Source organism: Sphingobium subterraneum, assembly GCF_014199435.1.
GTDB lineage: Bacteria > Pseudomonadota > Alphaproteobacteria > Sphingomonadales > Sphingomonadaceae > Sphingobium > Sphingobium subterraneum.
In genome coordinates, this window is sequence record NZ_JACIJP010000002.1 from 109,227 (window position 1) to 122,717 (window position 13,491).

At 63.2% G+C, this 13,491-nt stretch carries 10 protein-coding genes; 2 read left to right on the plus strand and 8 right to left on the minus strand.

Translation table 11 applies throughout. The features are described 5' to 3' along the window. Nucleotides 1-19 precede the first annotated feature (19 nt). The 4 genes from FHS92_RS07230 to FHS92_RS07245 form a co-directional block, all read right to left on the minus strand. Nucleotides 20-2,107, minus strand: a complete 2,088-nt coding sequence (locus tag FHS92_RS07230) for a 3-hydroxyacyl-CoA dehydrogenase NAD-binding domain-containing protein (protein WP_184079083.1) — start codon at nt 2,105-2,107, stop codon at nt 20-22. A gap of 61 nt (nt 2,108-2,168) precedes the next feature. After that, a complete protein-coding gene (locus tag FHS92_RS07235) occupies nt 2,169-4,301 on the minus strand; it encodes a TonB-dependent receptor (protein ID WP_184079085.1) in 2,133 nt (710 codons plus the stop codon). A gap of 447 nt (nt 4,302-4,748) precedes the next feature. After that, the gene (locus FHS92_RS07240) at nt 4,749-5,159 is read right to left on the minus strand and encodes a VOC family protein (protein WP_184079087.1); all 411 of its coding nucleotides are present in this window, start codon (nt 5,157-5,159) and stop codon (nt 4,749-4,751) included. Beyond that, on the minus strand, nt 5,156-5,770 hold the full coding sequence (locus FHS92_RS07245; RefSeq protein WP_343056689.1) for a pyridoxamine 5'-phosphate oxidase family protein: 615 nt from the start codon (nt 5,768-5,770) through the stop codon (nt 5,156-5,158). The genes FHS92_RS07240 and FHS92_RS07245 overlap by 4 nt, the downstream gene beginning before the upstream one ends. A gap of 70 nt (nt 5,771-5,840) precedes the next feature. Here FHS92_RS07245 and FHS92_RS07250 point away from each other — a divergent pair, with 70 nt between their 5' ends. Then, on the plus strand, nt 5,841-6,734 hold the full coding sequence (locus FHS92_RS07250) for a LysR family transcriptional regulator (RefSeq protein WP_184079089.1): 894 nt from the start codon (nt 5,841-5,843) through the stop codon (nt 6,732-6,734). 27 nt (nt 6,735-6,761) lie between these two features. Here FHS92_RS07250 and FHS92_RS07255 read toward each other — a convergent pair whose 3' ends face one another. Both FHS92_RS07255 and FHS92_RS07260 read right to left on the minus strand, forming a co-directional pair. Next, a complete protein-coding gene (locus FHS92_RS07255) occupies nt 6,762-8,195 on the minus strand; it encodes a UdgX family uracil-DNA binding protein (protein ID WP_184079091.1) in 1,434 nt (477 codons plus the stop codon). Then, nucleotides 8,192-9,430: a putative DNA modification/repair radical SAM protein gene (locus FHS92_RS07260; protein ID WP_184079093.1), complete on the minus strand. Its 1,239-nt coding sequence runs from the start codon at nt 9,428-9,430 to the stop codon at nt 8,192-8,194. The genes FHS92_RS07255 and FHS92_RS07260 overlap by 4 nt, the downstream gene beginning before the upstream one ends. A 136-nt stretch (nt 9,431-9,566) precedes the next feature. On the opposite strand from FHS92_RS07260, the gene FHS92_RS07265 reads away from it, so the two are divergent. Continuing rightward, nucleotides 9,567-10,694 carry a zinc-binding dehydrogenase gene (locus FHS92_RS07265; RefSeq protein ID WP_184079095.1) on the plus strand — a complete coding sequence of 376 codons (1,128 nt, stop codon included), beginning with the start codon at nt 9,567-9,569 and terminating at the stop codon, nt 10,692-10,694. A 93-nt stretch (nt 10,695-10,787) separates the two neighbouring features. Here FHS92_RS07265 and FHS92_RS07270 read toward each other — a convergent pair whose 3' ends face one another. After that, complete coding sequence (locus tag FHS92_RS07270) at nt 10,788-12,137, minus strand: glycosyltransferase family 4 protein (RefSeq protein ID WP_184079097.1); 1,350 nt, start codon at nt 12,135-12,137, stop codon at nt 10,788-10,790. Next, nucleotides 12,134-13,480 carry a TolC family outer membrane protein gene (locus FHS92_RS07275; protein ID WP_184079099.1) on the minus strand — a complete coding sequence of 449 codons (1,347 nt, stop codon included), beginning with the start codon at nt 13,478-13,480 and terminating at the stop codon, nt 12,134-12,136. Before FHS92_RS07275 ends, FHS92_RS07270 begins: the two co-directional genes overlap by 4 nt. Nucleotides 13,481-13,491 lie beyond the last annotated feature (11 nt).

Consider the following 13,491-nt stretch of genomic DNA (forward strand, 5'->3'; position numbering starts at 1 on the left):
CTCTGGTCGGCACTATAGCTCATACGGAAATTCTTGCCGCGGTGTCGAGGCTGCGCAAAGCCCTGCCCGCGTCCGCCAGCGTAACCAGCAGCGAGGCGGGCTTCCACGCCCAGCCTTCGGAGAGCTTTTCGAACGACCGGATCCTCGCCAGAATATAGGTCAGGCCCAGCTCATCCGCGTAGAACATCGGTCCGCCCCGGTCGCGCGGAAACCCATAGCCGTTGAGCCACACCATATCGACGTCGAGCGGACGGGCGGCGATACCTTCCTCCACGATCTTCGCCCCCTCATTGATGAGGGCAAAAATGCAGCGCTCGACAATCTCTTCGTCGCAGATGGCCCTGCGATCGATCCCGCGTTGCGCGGAAACGGAGCGGATCATGTCGTTGACCGCATCGGACGCGACCGCATTCCGGCCGTTCGGATAGTCGTAGAACCCCGCCTTGGTCTTCTGCCCCAGCCGTCCCAGTTCGCACAGGATGTCGGGAACGATCGAATAGGGGCGGTCGGGATGTTCGGCCATCCGCCGTTGCCGGATCTTGTGCCCAATGTCCTGACCGGCGAGATCCATGACCTTGAGGGGACCCATCGCCATGCCGAAACGCTCCAGCGCGCCATCGACCTGCGCAGGCAATGCGCCTTCTTCCAGCAACTGATAGGCCTGGCGCAGCATTTCCTCGAACATGCGGTTGCCGATGAACCCGTCGCACACGCCCGATACCACGGGCACCTTGCGCAGCCGCTTGGCGAAAGCGAGCGCGGTGGCGACCACATCGGGTGCGCTGACACGGCCCCGTACGATCTCCAGCAACCGCATGATATGCGCGGGACTGAAGAAATGCAGACCGATGACACGGGCGGGATCGGCCGTCGCGGCGGCGAGAATATCGAGATCGAGCGTCGAGGTGTTGCTCGCCAGAATGCAGTCGGGCCGCACAACATCCTCGAGGGAGCGCAGCACCGCCTGCTTGACCGCCATGTCCTCGAACACCGCTTCGATCACCAGATCGACCTCGCCAAAAGCCTCATAGCCCTCCGCCATCGTCAGGCGTGACTGGCGCTCCTGTGCCTGTTGCGGAGTAATGCGCCCCTTGGCGGCATCACGGTCGAAGATCCCGGAAATGACCGTTTCCGCCCGCACCCGCATATCGGCGTTCGTATCGGTGAGGGTCACCCGAAACCCGGCCTCCAGCGCTGCGGCAGCAATGCCCGATCCCATCGTTCCGCCGCCAACGATGCCGACAGACGCCACGGGACGCGCGGTCACCTGTTCCAGCCCCGGCAGGCGCGCAACCGCGCGTTCGGAAAAGAACGCATAACGCAGCGCGCGCGACTGGCTCGAGGCCATAAGTTCATGAAAGAGACGGGATTCCAGCTGCAGTCCTTCGTACAGCGGCACGTCGAGCGCGGCTTCGACGCACACGCCGATCTGCCGGGCAGCGACGCTGCGACCCAGGAGCCGCGCATGCTTGTGCAGCGTCAGACGCAGTTCTTCGCGCTGGACCGCATCGGCACGGGGCGCACGGGTCGGCACCCCCTTCCGGGCCATCGCATCGGCGGCGGATCGGAGCCGTTCGACGGCCTGGATTTCGTCGACAAGCCCCAGCGAAAGCGCCTCCGCACCGGTGACCGGCTTGCCCGTCAGCATCAAGTCCAGCGCAGCCGCAACGCCGATCAGCCGTGGTGTGCGTTGAGTGCCCCCACTGCCGGGCAAAAGGCCCAGATTGATTTCCGGAAGACCCAGCCGCGCGTCGGCGGTGCACAAGCGCGCATGACAGGCCAGCGCCAGCTCCAGACCCCCGCCGAAAGCTTCTCCAGTGATGAGCGCGATGACCGGCTTTCCGGCCCCGGCGACCAGCGCGAACAATTCCCGCGTCGGCTCGATCTGTTCGGGCGGTAACTCGAAATCGAGGATGTCGGCGCCCGCCGAAAAGCGCCCGCCCGCCCCTTCGATCGTGACATGCGTGATGGCGGGATCGTCGAGGGCCGTCCGCAGCGCATCCGTCAACGACGCGACGACCCCTTTTGACAAGGACAGCGCGTTGACAGGGGGATTATCAACAATCAGGCGGGCAGCGCCCGCCTCATCAAAAGACCTGATCTTCAAAAAATGCTCCTCACGGGAATGCAAGGGAGGACGCCCGGACGCACCCTCCCTCCCCCTTTTACTAGAACTTGAAAGCGACCGAACCCATCACGCGACGCGGCGATGCGGGCGTGCCGAGGCTGGTGCCCGGACCGAAAATGTCGGGATAGAATTCGGTGTAATATTCCGTGTTGAGGAGGTTTTCCACGCGGATTGCCGCTTCCCAGCTTCCCGTGGCGCTCCCGATCGATGCGCGCAGCGACACCAGATCATAGGGGGATTGCTTGCCGGTGTTGGCGATATTCCACTGGAATCCGGTGCTGTGGAACAGCTCGGCACGAAGACCGGCTTCCAGATTGCCACTGCCGATCGGCTGGCGGAAATCGGCGCTCGCATTGAGCGTCAGCTTCGGCGAATAGGGCACTTCCTTTCCGGTCACCGAAATGGGCGCGGGCGGAGTGACGCTTTCGTCCAGGCCGTAAAACGCCTTTTTCCATTCGGCATGGAGATACCCGACAGAGCCGCTTAGCGTCAGGCCCTTGGCCGGACGCGACCGGAAGGCCGCTTCCAGACCATAGCTTTCCGATGCACCGATGTTCGTGATGTCCTCGGTGATCACACCCGTATTGGGATCGATGAACTGGGTTTCCTGCTGGCGGTTCTTGTATCTGATATAATAGCCGGTCAGTTCATAGCCGAACAGGCGATCCGGAGTTTCGCCCTTTACCCCCAGCTCGAAATTCCATGCCTTTTCCGCGCCATAGGGTTTGCTGGACCCCGCCTTGACATTGACCTTGCCGGGCTCTGACCCTTGCGACGCATTGGCGAAGATCATGGCATTGGGCGTGACCTCAAAGGACAGCGTCAGCTTTGGCAGGACGAGCGTGTCGTTCACGTTCGTGACAATATTGGGGGTCCCGACAAGCGTTCCGGCGAATTCGGTACGGTTGAGGCGCAAGCCGCCGCCGATCTTGAAGTCGCCGATCTTGTACCCGGCCGTCACGAACAGGGCATATTGCTTTTCCAGCGTCTTCCCGTTGTTGAAATCCTTGATGATACCAACGGGCGGAGCGTCTTCGCCAAACACAAGCGGCGCATCGGGACCGGCATAGGCATCCGCACTGTTGGTGATATCACGATCCTTGATGCGCGCATAATAGGCACCCACCAGCCAGTCGAGCGGGCCGTCGCCGCCGGACGTCAGGCGCAGCTCCTGCGTGAAAACCTTGGTCTTGTTCCGGTCTCCGGTGAAGGCCGAGAACGCATCCAGGCTGCTGTAGTCCAGATCCCAGCGGAAGAAATTCTTCTTCTGCGTATAGGACGTCAGGTTCGTCAGCGTTACGCCGCCCAGATCATATTCGAGCTGCAAAATGCCGCCATCCACCGTACGGCGGTTGGTGACGGGCGTGTTGAAATCGACCTGCCGGACATAGTCATCGGGACCGGTCGAACCGACATAGACATTGCCCCCGCTGCGGCTGTGGCTGTGGCGATAGGAGAAATCGACCGTCAGGTTTTCGACCGGTTCCCACCGCAGTGCGAGGCGCGTGCCCCATTCCCGGGCTTCGTCGGCGTTACCGCCCAGATTGGTGTTGGCGATGAAGCCATCGGTTCCAACATAATAGCCGGATATCCGCGCTTTCAGGCCACCCGCCACCGGGCCGCCGACAGCGCCGTAGAGATTGAAGCTGTCATACGTGCCATATTCGGCCGAAGCTTCGGCGCGAAGCTGGTCCGTGGGCTTCTTCATGATGTACTTGATGGCACCGCCGACATTGCTGCCGCCATAAAGCGTGCCCTGCGGGCCCTTCAGAACCTCGACGCGTTCGACGTCCTGGATCGGAGCGGTCTGATCGGTGAAGTTCTGAACATCGTCGATATAGAAGCCAATGCCTTGCGTGTTCCCGAAGGAGCCTACGCCGCGGATGACCACATTGGGTTCGTTGTCCGCGCGGCGGCTGAGCAGTACGTTGGGAAGCTGACGGCTCAGCGCATCGACCGATGTAATGGCGGCGCGCTGCAGGGTTTCAGCGGAAACCGCCTGCACACTTTCGGGAATTTTGGTCAGCAGCTCGGTGCGCTTGCGGGCGACAACGACGATGTTTTCCAAGCCTCCGTCGTCTGCGCCGGATGCCGGGGCAGTTTGCGAATAGGCTGGAGTCGCTGCGCTCAATGCGCCCAGTGAAATCGCGATAACGCTGGCAGAGAATCTCATATGTCACTCCCTAACTTTTTATTGTGAGATCTCACATTATTAATTTTCCCATTTCGAGTCAACCGTCCGCCCGTCTGCATTTGGATTGCCAGAACGCCGTTTTTGCCATGCGAATGCGGGTATCCCGCGCATATCGATGGCGAGATCGTCTGGATTTGTGGGATTTCGGATATTCCGAAAGGGTAGGAGAGCGCGCTCGACCAATCGGTGCGGCGACTCTTATCCGGTCTGTCTCGTCGGATAGCGTGGAATGAAGGGGAGTTCTCTCAGCGGCACATACCCGCTCTGCCAAGAGCGCCTGCGCGCACCGGCATTCCGCGCCCCGCACGAGAAGGCAACGTCTCTGGCGCCCGCCGCCCCGGTTGCCTATGCCCTATGCGCTCGAACCCTTCGATGGACCAGATCGTGAATACGTATCCCGACCGATCACGCCACAGGAAGGTTTCGTCAGGCAAAGGGCGTGGCGAACTCAATCCGGATACCGCCGGGAATGAATACCAGAAAATGGCGCGTCGACGATCCGGGGCCAATCGGTCCGGGAGGCGAGTCGACCACCACTTCCGGATACGCCCGTACTTTCTCCCAGACCCGGTCTAGAGCCGCATCGTCCGCGACCGCGAGCGACAGATGATGCAGGCCGATATTGGCGCGGCGGTCGAACGCGCGGGCGGTCAGCGGATCCGCTGCACGCCACAGCGTCAGAAGGATCGCCCCGTCCGACACGAAGATCGACGGGTAACTTGGAACGCCCCCGACTTCATCGAAACCCAGCGCTCCACAGAAGAAACGCCGCGCCTGATCCAGATCGGGGACGGTCAGACCGACATGATGGACGCCAGCGGTGAGTTTTTGGGTCATGTCTTCAGTTCCTCCAGTTCCGCAACACGGGCGCGCAACCGAGCGAGCTCCTGTAGCAAGGGTTGCGTCGCCCGCGCGATGTCCGCCTCCGTAAAGCGAGGGGTGATGTGTTGCGGGCAATTCCAGTCGAACCCCACGATGTCGATGACGAACGCACGTTCAGGCACAGCGGCATAATGGGGCGCCAGTAACGGCGCCATGTCCTCCGGAGCATCGCTGCTGCGCGCATGGCCGATCAGTTTGAGCCGCCGACGGTTGGGATAATCCATCAGGAACAGGGCAACGCGGTCGTCGGCCGCAAGATTGGCGGCGGACAGATACTGGCGGTTGCCCGTGAAATCCGCAAATCCGATGCGGTTATCCCCGATACTGTGGAGAAATCCGGGCGGGCCGCCGCGATGCTGAACATAAGGCCAACCATCCTCGCTGACGCTTGCCATGTAGAAGCTGTCCCGCGCTTCGATAAAGGCGATTTCACGCGCCGTGAGAATGTCGGCGGCGCCTGCATCGGCCTCCATCCGGGCGTAGGACGCCCGGGATCCGGCTGCTTCCTGAAGAGCGCGGCTGCGTGGGCCGAACATCGTGTGGAGAAAAGTCTGTGCCATCAACATCAGATAGCATATTGCATAATGTCAGATAATCAGTGAAAAATGACGATCATAATTTCATTTTGGATAATAATTGGATCGCTTTGAATCGCTGACCGCTTTCGTAGCCGTGGTCGATCATCGCAGCTTTACCGCTGCCGCACGCGCGCTCCAGATGTCGCCGCCCACCGTCACCCGCGCGATTGCTGCGCTGGAGCACCATCTGGGCGTAAGGCTGTTTCACCGCTCAACGCGAGCGGTCTCTCTCACGGATGACGGAGCGGCCTTTCTCGACCGGGCACGGCGGGTTCTGGCAGACCTGCGCGAAGCCGAGCACATTGTCATGGGCGGCCGGTCAGTACCGCGCGGCCAGCTTTTTCTGACGGCGCCGGTCCTGTTCGGTAAGCTTCATGTGCTGCCGGTCGTCAGCGCTCTGCTCACCCGACATGAGGGATTGAGCGTGCGCATGCTGCTGCTCGATCGCAATGTCCGCATCATCGAGGAAGGAATCGATGTTGCAGTCCGGATTGGGCCGCTGGCGGACAGTGCTTTGCGGTTCGTGACGATCGGATCAGTCCGCCGGACGACCGTCGCCAGCCCCGCCTATCTGGAGCAGCACGGAATCCCCATTACACCGGCGGACGTGCGGAACCATCGCGCCATTGTCGGCAGCGGAGTGCGCAGCGGCAATTCGTGGCTGTTCGGATCGAAAGGGGAGGTTGCGGTCGATGTTACACCGCGCCTGACGGTTAATACGATCGACGCCACCATCGCCGCGGCGGAAGCCGGTCTCGGGCTTGCCAATCTACTGAGCTATCAAACCGCTGAAGCGATCGCCGCCGGGCGGCTGGTACCGGTGCTCGCCGATTACGCTCCGGCGCCTTTGCCGGTCAGCCTGTTGTTCGAAGCGGGCCGCGCGGCCATGCCCGCCGTGCGTCTGTTCATCGAGGCCATGCAGGAACGGGCGCGGCATCAGGCCTGGGCTTGAACGCAACAGCCCTTCGTCAATGACCGCCTAAAAACGTCCCGCGACAAGGGGTGCGAGCTGCGCCAGGTCGTCGCGAAATCGCTGCTCCTCCTTCGCGCGGGCCTCCCCGTCGAGGCGCAGAAGATAGCTGGGATGCGCGGTGAGCAACAGATGGCTGCCATCGGGCAATGTGGTGAGCGTGCCGCGCTCTTTGGCAATGCTGGGGGTACGGCCCAGAAGTGCCCGACCCGCACTTGCTCCCAGCGCGAGGACAAGATTCGGCCGCACCAGACGCCGCTCGGCATCCAGCCACCAGCGGCAATGGTCGATTTCTCCCGCGGTGGGGCTCTGGTGCAGGCGACGCTTGCCGCGCGGTTCGAACTTGAAATGCTTGACGGCGTTGGTCACGCGGGCACGCGACCGGTCAATCCCCACGTCGTTAAGATGGTGGTCGAGCACCGCTCCCGCCGGACCGACAAAGGGTCGCCCTTCCCGCTCCTCGCTGTCGCCGGGCTGTTCGCCGACGATCATCAGCCGCGCATCGTCCGGCCCCTCCCCGGCCACCGCGCGCGTTCCGTTGCAGCCGATCGGGCAGGCGCGGCAGGCAACGATCCCTTCGGCGATTTCGGCCAGCGTGGCGGGCGGCGCGCGCGAAAACGGATCGCTCCCCTGCGCCACCATCGCCACCTCCCGCGCCTGCGCTCCGGCGATCAAATCCGGGATCAGCCGCGCCTCGGGCAGATTTTTCCAGTAGCGGCGCGGCATTTCCTTCACCATCATCGCCACTTTCAAACGCGCAGGGTTGAAGATCGAGGCATAATAACGCTGCCACAGATCCTCCGTTGCGTCCTCGCGCGGCGCGTCCTTTGGGTCCGCGCCTCCGGCTTCCAACAGCTCTCCGCCGTCCCAGTGCAGACACAATTCCGGCGTCAGGATCGACCAGCGCTGGCTTGCGAAACGGTTGAGGAAAAAATCGGCGTTGGCGCGCACGATATGATGGTCCGGCTCAAACCACGCCACATAGCGGTCGCGACCATCCGCCTCCACAGCCACGCGAAAGCGAACAAAGGCGCGCATCTTGTGGATGTCGCGACGCACCTGCCCCGCCATCAGGCCAAGCCGGTGAAGGTCGGGATCGCTTGTCTTGTCCATCAATTGCCGGTCGTCCTGCAAGCGCCAGAGCAGACGGTACAGCAGGGCGAACCGGGCAGGGTCGCGGTGCAGGATCACACTGCCCGCCAGCCGCAAGAAGGCCGCGTTCGCGCGCACCGCCCGCCGCGCAGGCGGCAGGGCCATGCCCTCGTCTGAGGACTGCGCGAACAGATCGCGTTCGCCCTCCGCTGCCAGCGACCACGTCACGCGCTCAGGGGGGACGCAGGCCGCCGCCATCGCCCGCGCCTGCTCCCGCCAGCCTTCGAAATCGTCGGGGCGATCGAGCAGGAGACTGTAGACATCGGCGGCGCGGGCAAGCGGCCGGTTCATCCGAACAATTCCATCTGCCGAGGCGGCGCCAGCCGGTGCCGCAGATCGAGCCGATCGATCAGCAGCGTCGGCCGCCAGTCGGCGGTCGTCACGAACGGACGCAGCTTCGTCACCGAGCGCGTCAATCGCCCAAGATCGTCGAGGCGCAGACGCTGATGCCGCCGCGCACGCAGGATCGCATCGACCGCGCGTGTTCCCAGCCCCGGCACGCGCAGCAACATCTCACGCGATCCCCGGTTCACATCCACCGGGAAATCCTCGCGATGACGCAGCGCCCAGGCCAGCTTGGGATCGATATCGAGCGGCAGCATCCCCCCTTCGTCAGCCGCCTGTTGCACCTCCGTCACCGAAAAGCCGTAGAACCGGATGAGCCAGTCGGACTGATACAGCCTGTGCTCGCGCATTAGCGGCGGACGCTTGAGCGGCAGGACAGCGCTCGCGTCCGGTATCGGGCTGAACGCCGAATAATAGACGCGCCGCAACCGGTACCGGTCGTAGAGGCGGTTCGCCCGCCCGATGATCTGGCTGTCATTGGCATCGTCCGCACCCACGATCATCTGTGTCGACTGCCCCGCCGGAGCGAAACGGGGCGCGTGGCGAAAGCGGGTGCGCGCGTCCTTTGCCTCGACAATCGCATCGCCGATCCGGCCGATCGCCCCCTCGATCTGCTGGCTGTCCTTGTCGGGGGCCAGCCGCGCGAGCCCCGCGTCGGTGGGCAACTCGACATTGATCGATACCCGGTCGGCCCACAGCCCTGCCTGCTCGATCAGCGCGGGGTCCGCCTCCGGTATCGTCTTGAGGTGAATATAACCGCGAAAGCCATGATCTTCCCGCAGCGACCGGGCCACCTCGATCATCTGCTCCATCGTGTGGCTCGACGATTTGACGATCCCGGATGAGAGAAACAGTCCTTCGATATAATTGCGCCGGTAGAAACTGAGCGTCAGGTCGACCACCTCTTTCGGCGTGAAGCGGGCGCGGCGCACGTTCGAGCTCTTCCGGTTCACACAATAATGACAATCGAAGATGCAATGGTTGGTCAGCAGGACCTTGAGCAATGAGATGCAGCGCCCGTCCGGCGCATAGGCATGGCAGATCCCCATGCCCTGCGTCGATCCGATCCCCTTGCCATCACGGCTGTGGCGCTTGGCCGTCCCGGACGACGCGCAGGACGCATCATATTTCGCCGCATCCGCCAGGATTTCCAGCCGTTCCGTTATGCTCGCTATTGCCATTTGTTCTTTATATGTTCACGCCCTTGCCAGGGCAACCTGATCCTGTCCGCCTAAACCGGAAATGCGATGAATGGCGCCGTGCCCTTGTAAACAGGACCGCGCCGACAAATCTGCCGTCTTCAACAGGAGAAAGACCATGGCCTTGCACGGACGGGAATTGCGATCGACGATCGACGAAAGCGGTGTCCTCACCCTCTCGCTGGAAGATGTAACGCTCTCTGACCCCGCTGAGGACGAGATCATCGTCCAGGTCGAGGCGGCGCCGATCAACCCGAGCGACCTTGGCATGATGCTGAGCGCTGGCGACATCGCGTCGCTGACGTCCGGCGGCACATCAGACCGTCCCTTCCTAACCCTGCATATTCCGGAAAGCCGCATGGCCGCTGTGCGCGGTCGGATCGGTCAATCGGTACCCATCGGAAACGAAGGCGCGGGCACCGTCATCGCCGCCGGCTCCGCTGTCCGGGAGCTGGAAGGCAAGCGGGTCGGCATGATCGGCGGCGCGATGTACGCCGATTATCGCAAAATTTCCGCACGCGATGTCATCCCCCTGCCCGACGGAGCGAGCGCGGCCGACGGCGCGGCCATGTTTGTCAATCCGTTGACGGCGCTCGGCTTTGTCGAAACGGCCCGGAACGAAGGCCACACCGCCATCGTGCACACCGCTGCGGCATCGAACCTGGGGCAGATGTTGCAGAAGATCTGCCTCGCCGATGGCATTCCGCTCGTCAACATCGTGCGGTCGGAAGAGCAGGCTCAAATCTTGCGCGGTATCGGGGCGCACCATGTCCTCAACAGCGGCGATTCCGACTTCAGGCAGCAATTGGCGGAGGCGCTGGAACAGACCGGTGCGACCATCGCCTTCGATGCAATCGGCGGGGGGACATTGGGCAGCACTATTCTCCAGGCCATGGAAAGTGTCGCCGTCGGCCAGATGAGCGAATATAGCCGCTACGGATCGGAGCGTTTTAAGCAGCTCTACATCTATGGGGCGCTCGACCCGGCTCCGACGGTGCTCAACCGGCTTGCCTTCGGTTTCCAGTGGGACGCAGGCGGCTGGCTGCTTTTTCCCTTCCTCCGCAAGATTGGACCGGAAGTCGCGCAGCGCCTGCGCAGCCGGGTGGTTGATGAACTCACCACGACCTTCGCCAGCCATTACACGCGCACCATCAGTCTTTCCGAGACGCTCCAGCCCGACATTCTGCGCGCCTATGAGCGCAAGGCGACAGGCGAGAAATATCTGATCGACCCGACACAGGGCTGATAATCGCTCCCGCTGACAGATGATACTATCTGACCGGAAAACGCTCTAGCGGGCCGATTCCCGCACGGTTTCCATCGCGACAAAGACGCGGCGTCAGGTCTGCATCTGACCAACCGCAGGTTCCTCCCGCCGGCGCCGCGCCGCTGAGCGGCGGCGCACGGAGCGGTTGGGGCGGGCGACGGGCCGCGCGGCGCTTTTGCCATCTGCACGTGCCGTGCCACCATGCGCCGCCATGACGCGCTGGATCAGCGCCCGCCATGCAGGCAGGCTCTGTTCGACATCATAGCGCTGGCGGACGGTCTCGATCGCCGCCTGGCGCAGTCCCTCGAAGCGCGCTGGGTGATCGAGCGCCTCGGTCAGTCGGTCGGCCAGCGCCGCCGGATCAAAGAAATCGGTCAACAGGCCGTTGACGCCATCGCGGATTACTTCGCGTACCGGTCCTGTGTCGGACCCGATGACAAGCGCGCCCATCGCCATCGCCTCCATGCACGACCAGCTCAGCACGAATGGATAGGTGAGATAGGCGTGCGCCCCGCTCACCGCCAGCACGTCAAGATAGGTGTCGTAGGGCAGCTTTCCCATGAAATGCACGCGCGCGGGATCGAAATCGACTTCCGCTTCCATCGCCGCGCGCCAGTTCGGAAAGTCGGCGGGCGCCCGGCCGTAGCTGACCTTGTCGCCCCCGACGATAATGATATCAGCATCGGGTCGCTTGCGCTGGATGTGCGGAATCGCGCGCATGAAGGTGCGGAACCCGCGATAGGGCTCCAGATTGCGGGCGACATAGGTGATGACGGGATCGCCGCGCTTGACGGTCCGTCCGTCCGGCAGCGTCACGCGGGCATCCGGCCGGGGACAGACCACGCGCGTTTCGATGCCATCGAATATCACGTCGATCTTCGGCTGCAGCATCCGGGCGTGGCTCGCCTTTTGCCAGATGGTCGGGCTGACCGCAGCGTCGGCCGCTTCCAGGCTGAGGAGCAGATGAGCGTTGCGTGCCCGCGCCCGGCAGATCGTGCTGAGGTTGCTCTTTTCCTCCGGGTCAAACCCCACATCGAGGCCTCGCCCGCGATAGCCTAGTTCGGCGAACAGGATCAGCGGCACCTTCGGCAACACGTCCTTGAGGAACATCGCCTCACCCCAGCCGGGATGCGCAATGATGAGATCGGGCCGGAAACCGCGCTTGACGATACCGTTGATGGCGCGGACCACCGCCTGCCCGTGCAGCACCGCGTCCTCGAACTGGCGCAGATAGTAATGCGTGTCCGCACCGCGCGGCGGTGGAGCAGGATAGATGACCTCCGTCACACCGGGCAGCTGTGCGCGGCACGCCTGCGTCAGGAACAGCACGTTATGGCCATCAGCCGCCAGCGCGGGGGCCAGAAACTTGAACTGCGCCGGCATGTTCTGGTGGATGAAGAGGATGTTCAGCGCCCGGCTCATGGCCCGAAGCCGATCCAGCGATCCTGCGTCGCGCGATAGTGCACGTCCGGATCATAGGGGGCGACTTCCAGATTGAAGTCGGCGGCGGTCGCCGTGCCCAGCGCGGAAATCAGACCAAATTTCGCCACATATTCGTCGTGCACGGCGTTGGCGTAGGCCGCGCGCGCATCGCGCAACTCGGCCTCCGCATCGAGCACGTCGATGGTGGTGCGCGATCCGGTCAACGCTTCCCGCTTAACGCCCTGCACCGCCGTCTCGTTCGCGGTGATCGCCCTTGCCAGCGACGCCCGCGAGCGCTGCGCGGACATCAGCCGGTCCCAGGCAACGGCCGCATCGGCATAGACTGCGCGAGTTTCCTCCTCGATCTCGATCTGACGGACGTTGCGCGTGTGCTTCGCCCGGCGGACGGCAGTGTACTCCGCCCCGCCCTGAAACAACGGAATGGTGATAGTCGCCTGAAAAGTCGCCAGGTCCTGCTTCAATTGCCGACCGAGAATCTGGACGATCTCGTCGCGATGATGGATCGACGCGATGAAGTCCACCTGCGGCGCCAGTGCGCCCTTGGCAGCGTCGACCTGATGCCCGGCGACTTCGGCTTCCAGCTTCTTTTGCCGGATGCGCGGGCTGAACTCCATCGCCATGTCGATCGCCTGATCGCGCGAAGAGGGCAACTGCGGCAAGGGCGGCAACGGGGCGAGATCGCCCGGATCATATCCGACCAACGAGCGGAACCGCGTGGCGCTCTCCGCCATGCGTTGCGCGGCCGCGCTGTAGGTCGCGTCCGCCGTCGCGAGCCGCGCTTCGGATTGCGCAACGTCCGTCCGGGTGCGGTCACCCAGTTCCATCCTGCGGTGTTCCGCGTTCAATATGGTGGTGAGGTTGCCCATCATCGTTTGCGTCAGCGCCATGATCTCGCGATCGCGCAGGACGGCAGAATATTGAACGGCGATGTCGCGAAAGGCATCGATCTCGCTCTGCCGCAACGACTCCCGTCCGGCACGGACATTCGCCTGCGCCGCACGGATGTTGTTGCGGATGCGGAAGCCGCGGAAAAGCGGCTGGGTGAGACGCGCGCCGACGATGTAGCCGGTGCCCTGCACGTCCATCTCCGCGCGGGTCAAAGTGCCCTCACCCTGCAACTGCGGTCGGCCCTGCGACCGGGCAGCCGCCACATCTTCGTCGAGAATTTTCAGCCCTTCGCGATCGGCGCGCAACGTCGGACTGGTGCCATAGGCAGCCGCGAACGCCTGTTCCAGCGTCGTCGGCTTGACCGCCGTTCCGCTATCCTGAGCCGCCGCGGGCATGGCCAGCAACGCCCCGACGAGAAAAAATGCTCGCATCATGTCCCCCCACA

What these genes read in the sequence shown, in the direction of transcription:
- FHS92_RS07235 (WP_184079085.1), bottom strand. Translation starts at nt 4,301, where the DNA reads ATGAGATTCTCTGCCAGCGTTATCGCGATTTCACTGGGCGCATTGAGC.
- FHS92_RS07240 (WP_184079087.1), bottom strand. Translation starts at nt 5,159, where the DNA reads ATGACCCAAAAACTCACCGCTGGCGTCCATCATGTCGGTCTGACCGTC.
- FHS92_RS07245 (WP_343056689.1), bottom strand. Translation starts at nt 5,770, where the DNA reads ATGTTGATGGCACAGACTTTTCTCCACACGATGTTCGGCCCACGCAGC.
- FHS92_RS07255 (WP_184079091.1), bottom strand. Translation starts at nt 8,195, where the DNA reads ATGAACCGGCCGCTTGCCCGCGCCGCCGATGTCTACAGTCTCCTGCTC.
- FHS92_RS07260 (WP_184079093.1), bottom strand. Translation starts at nt 9,430, where the DNA reads ATGGCAATAGCGAGCATAACGGAACGGCTGGAAATCCTGGCGGATGCG.
- FHS92_RS07265 (WP_184079095.1), top strand. Translation starts at nt 9,567, where the DNA reads ATGGCCTTGCACGGACGGGAATTGCGATCGACGATCGACGAAAGCGGT.
- FHS92_RS07270 (WP_184079097.1), bottom strand. Translation starts at nt 12,137, where the DNA reads ATGAGCCGGGCGCTGAACATCCTCTTCATCCACCAGAACATGCCGGCG.
- FHS92_RS07275 (WP_184079099.1), bottom strand. Translation starts at nt 13,480, where the DNA reads ATGATGCGAGCATTTTTTCTCGTCGGGGCGTTGCTGGCCATGCCCGCG.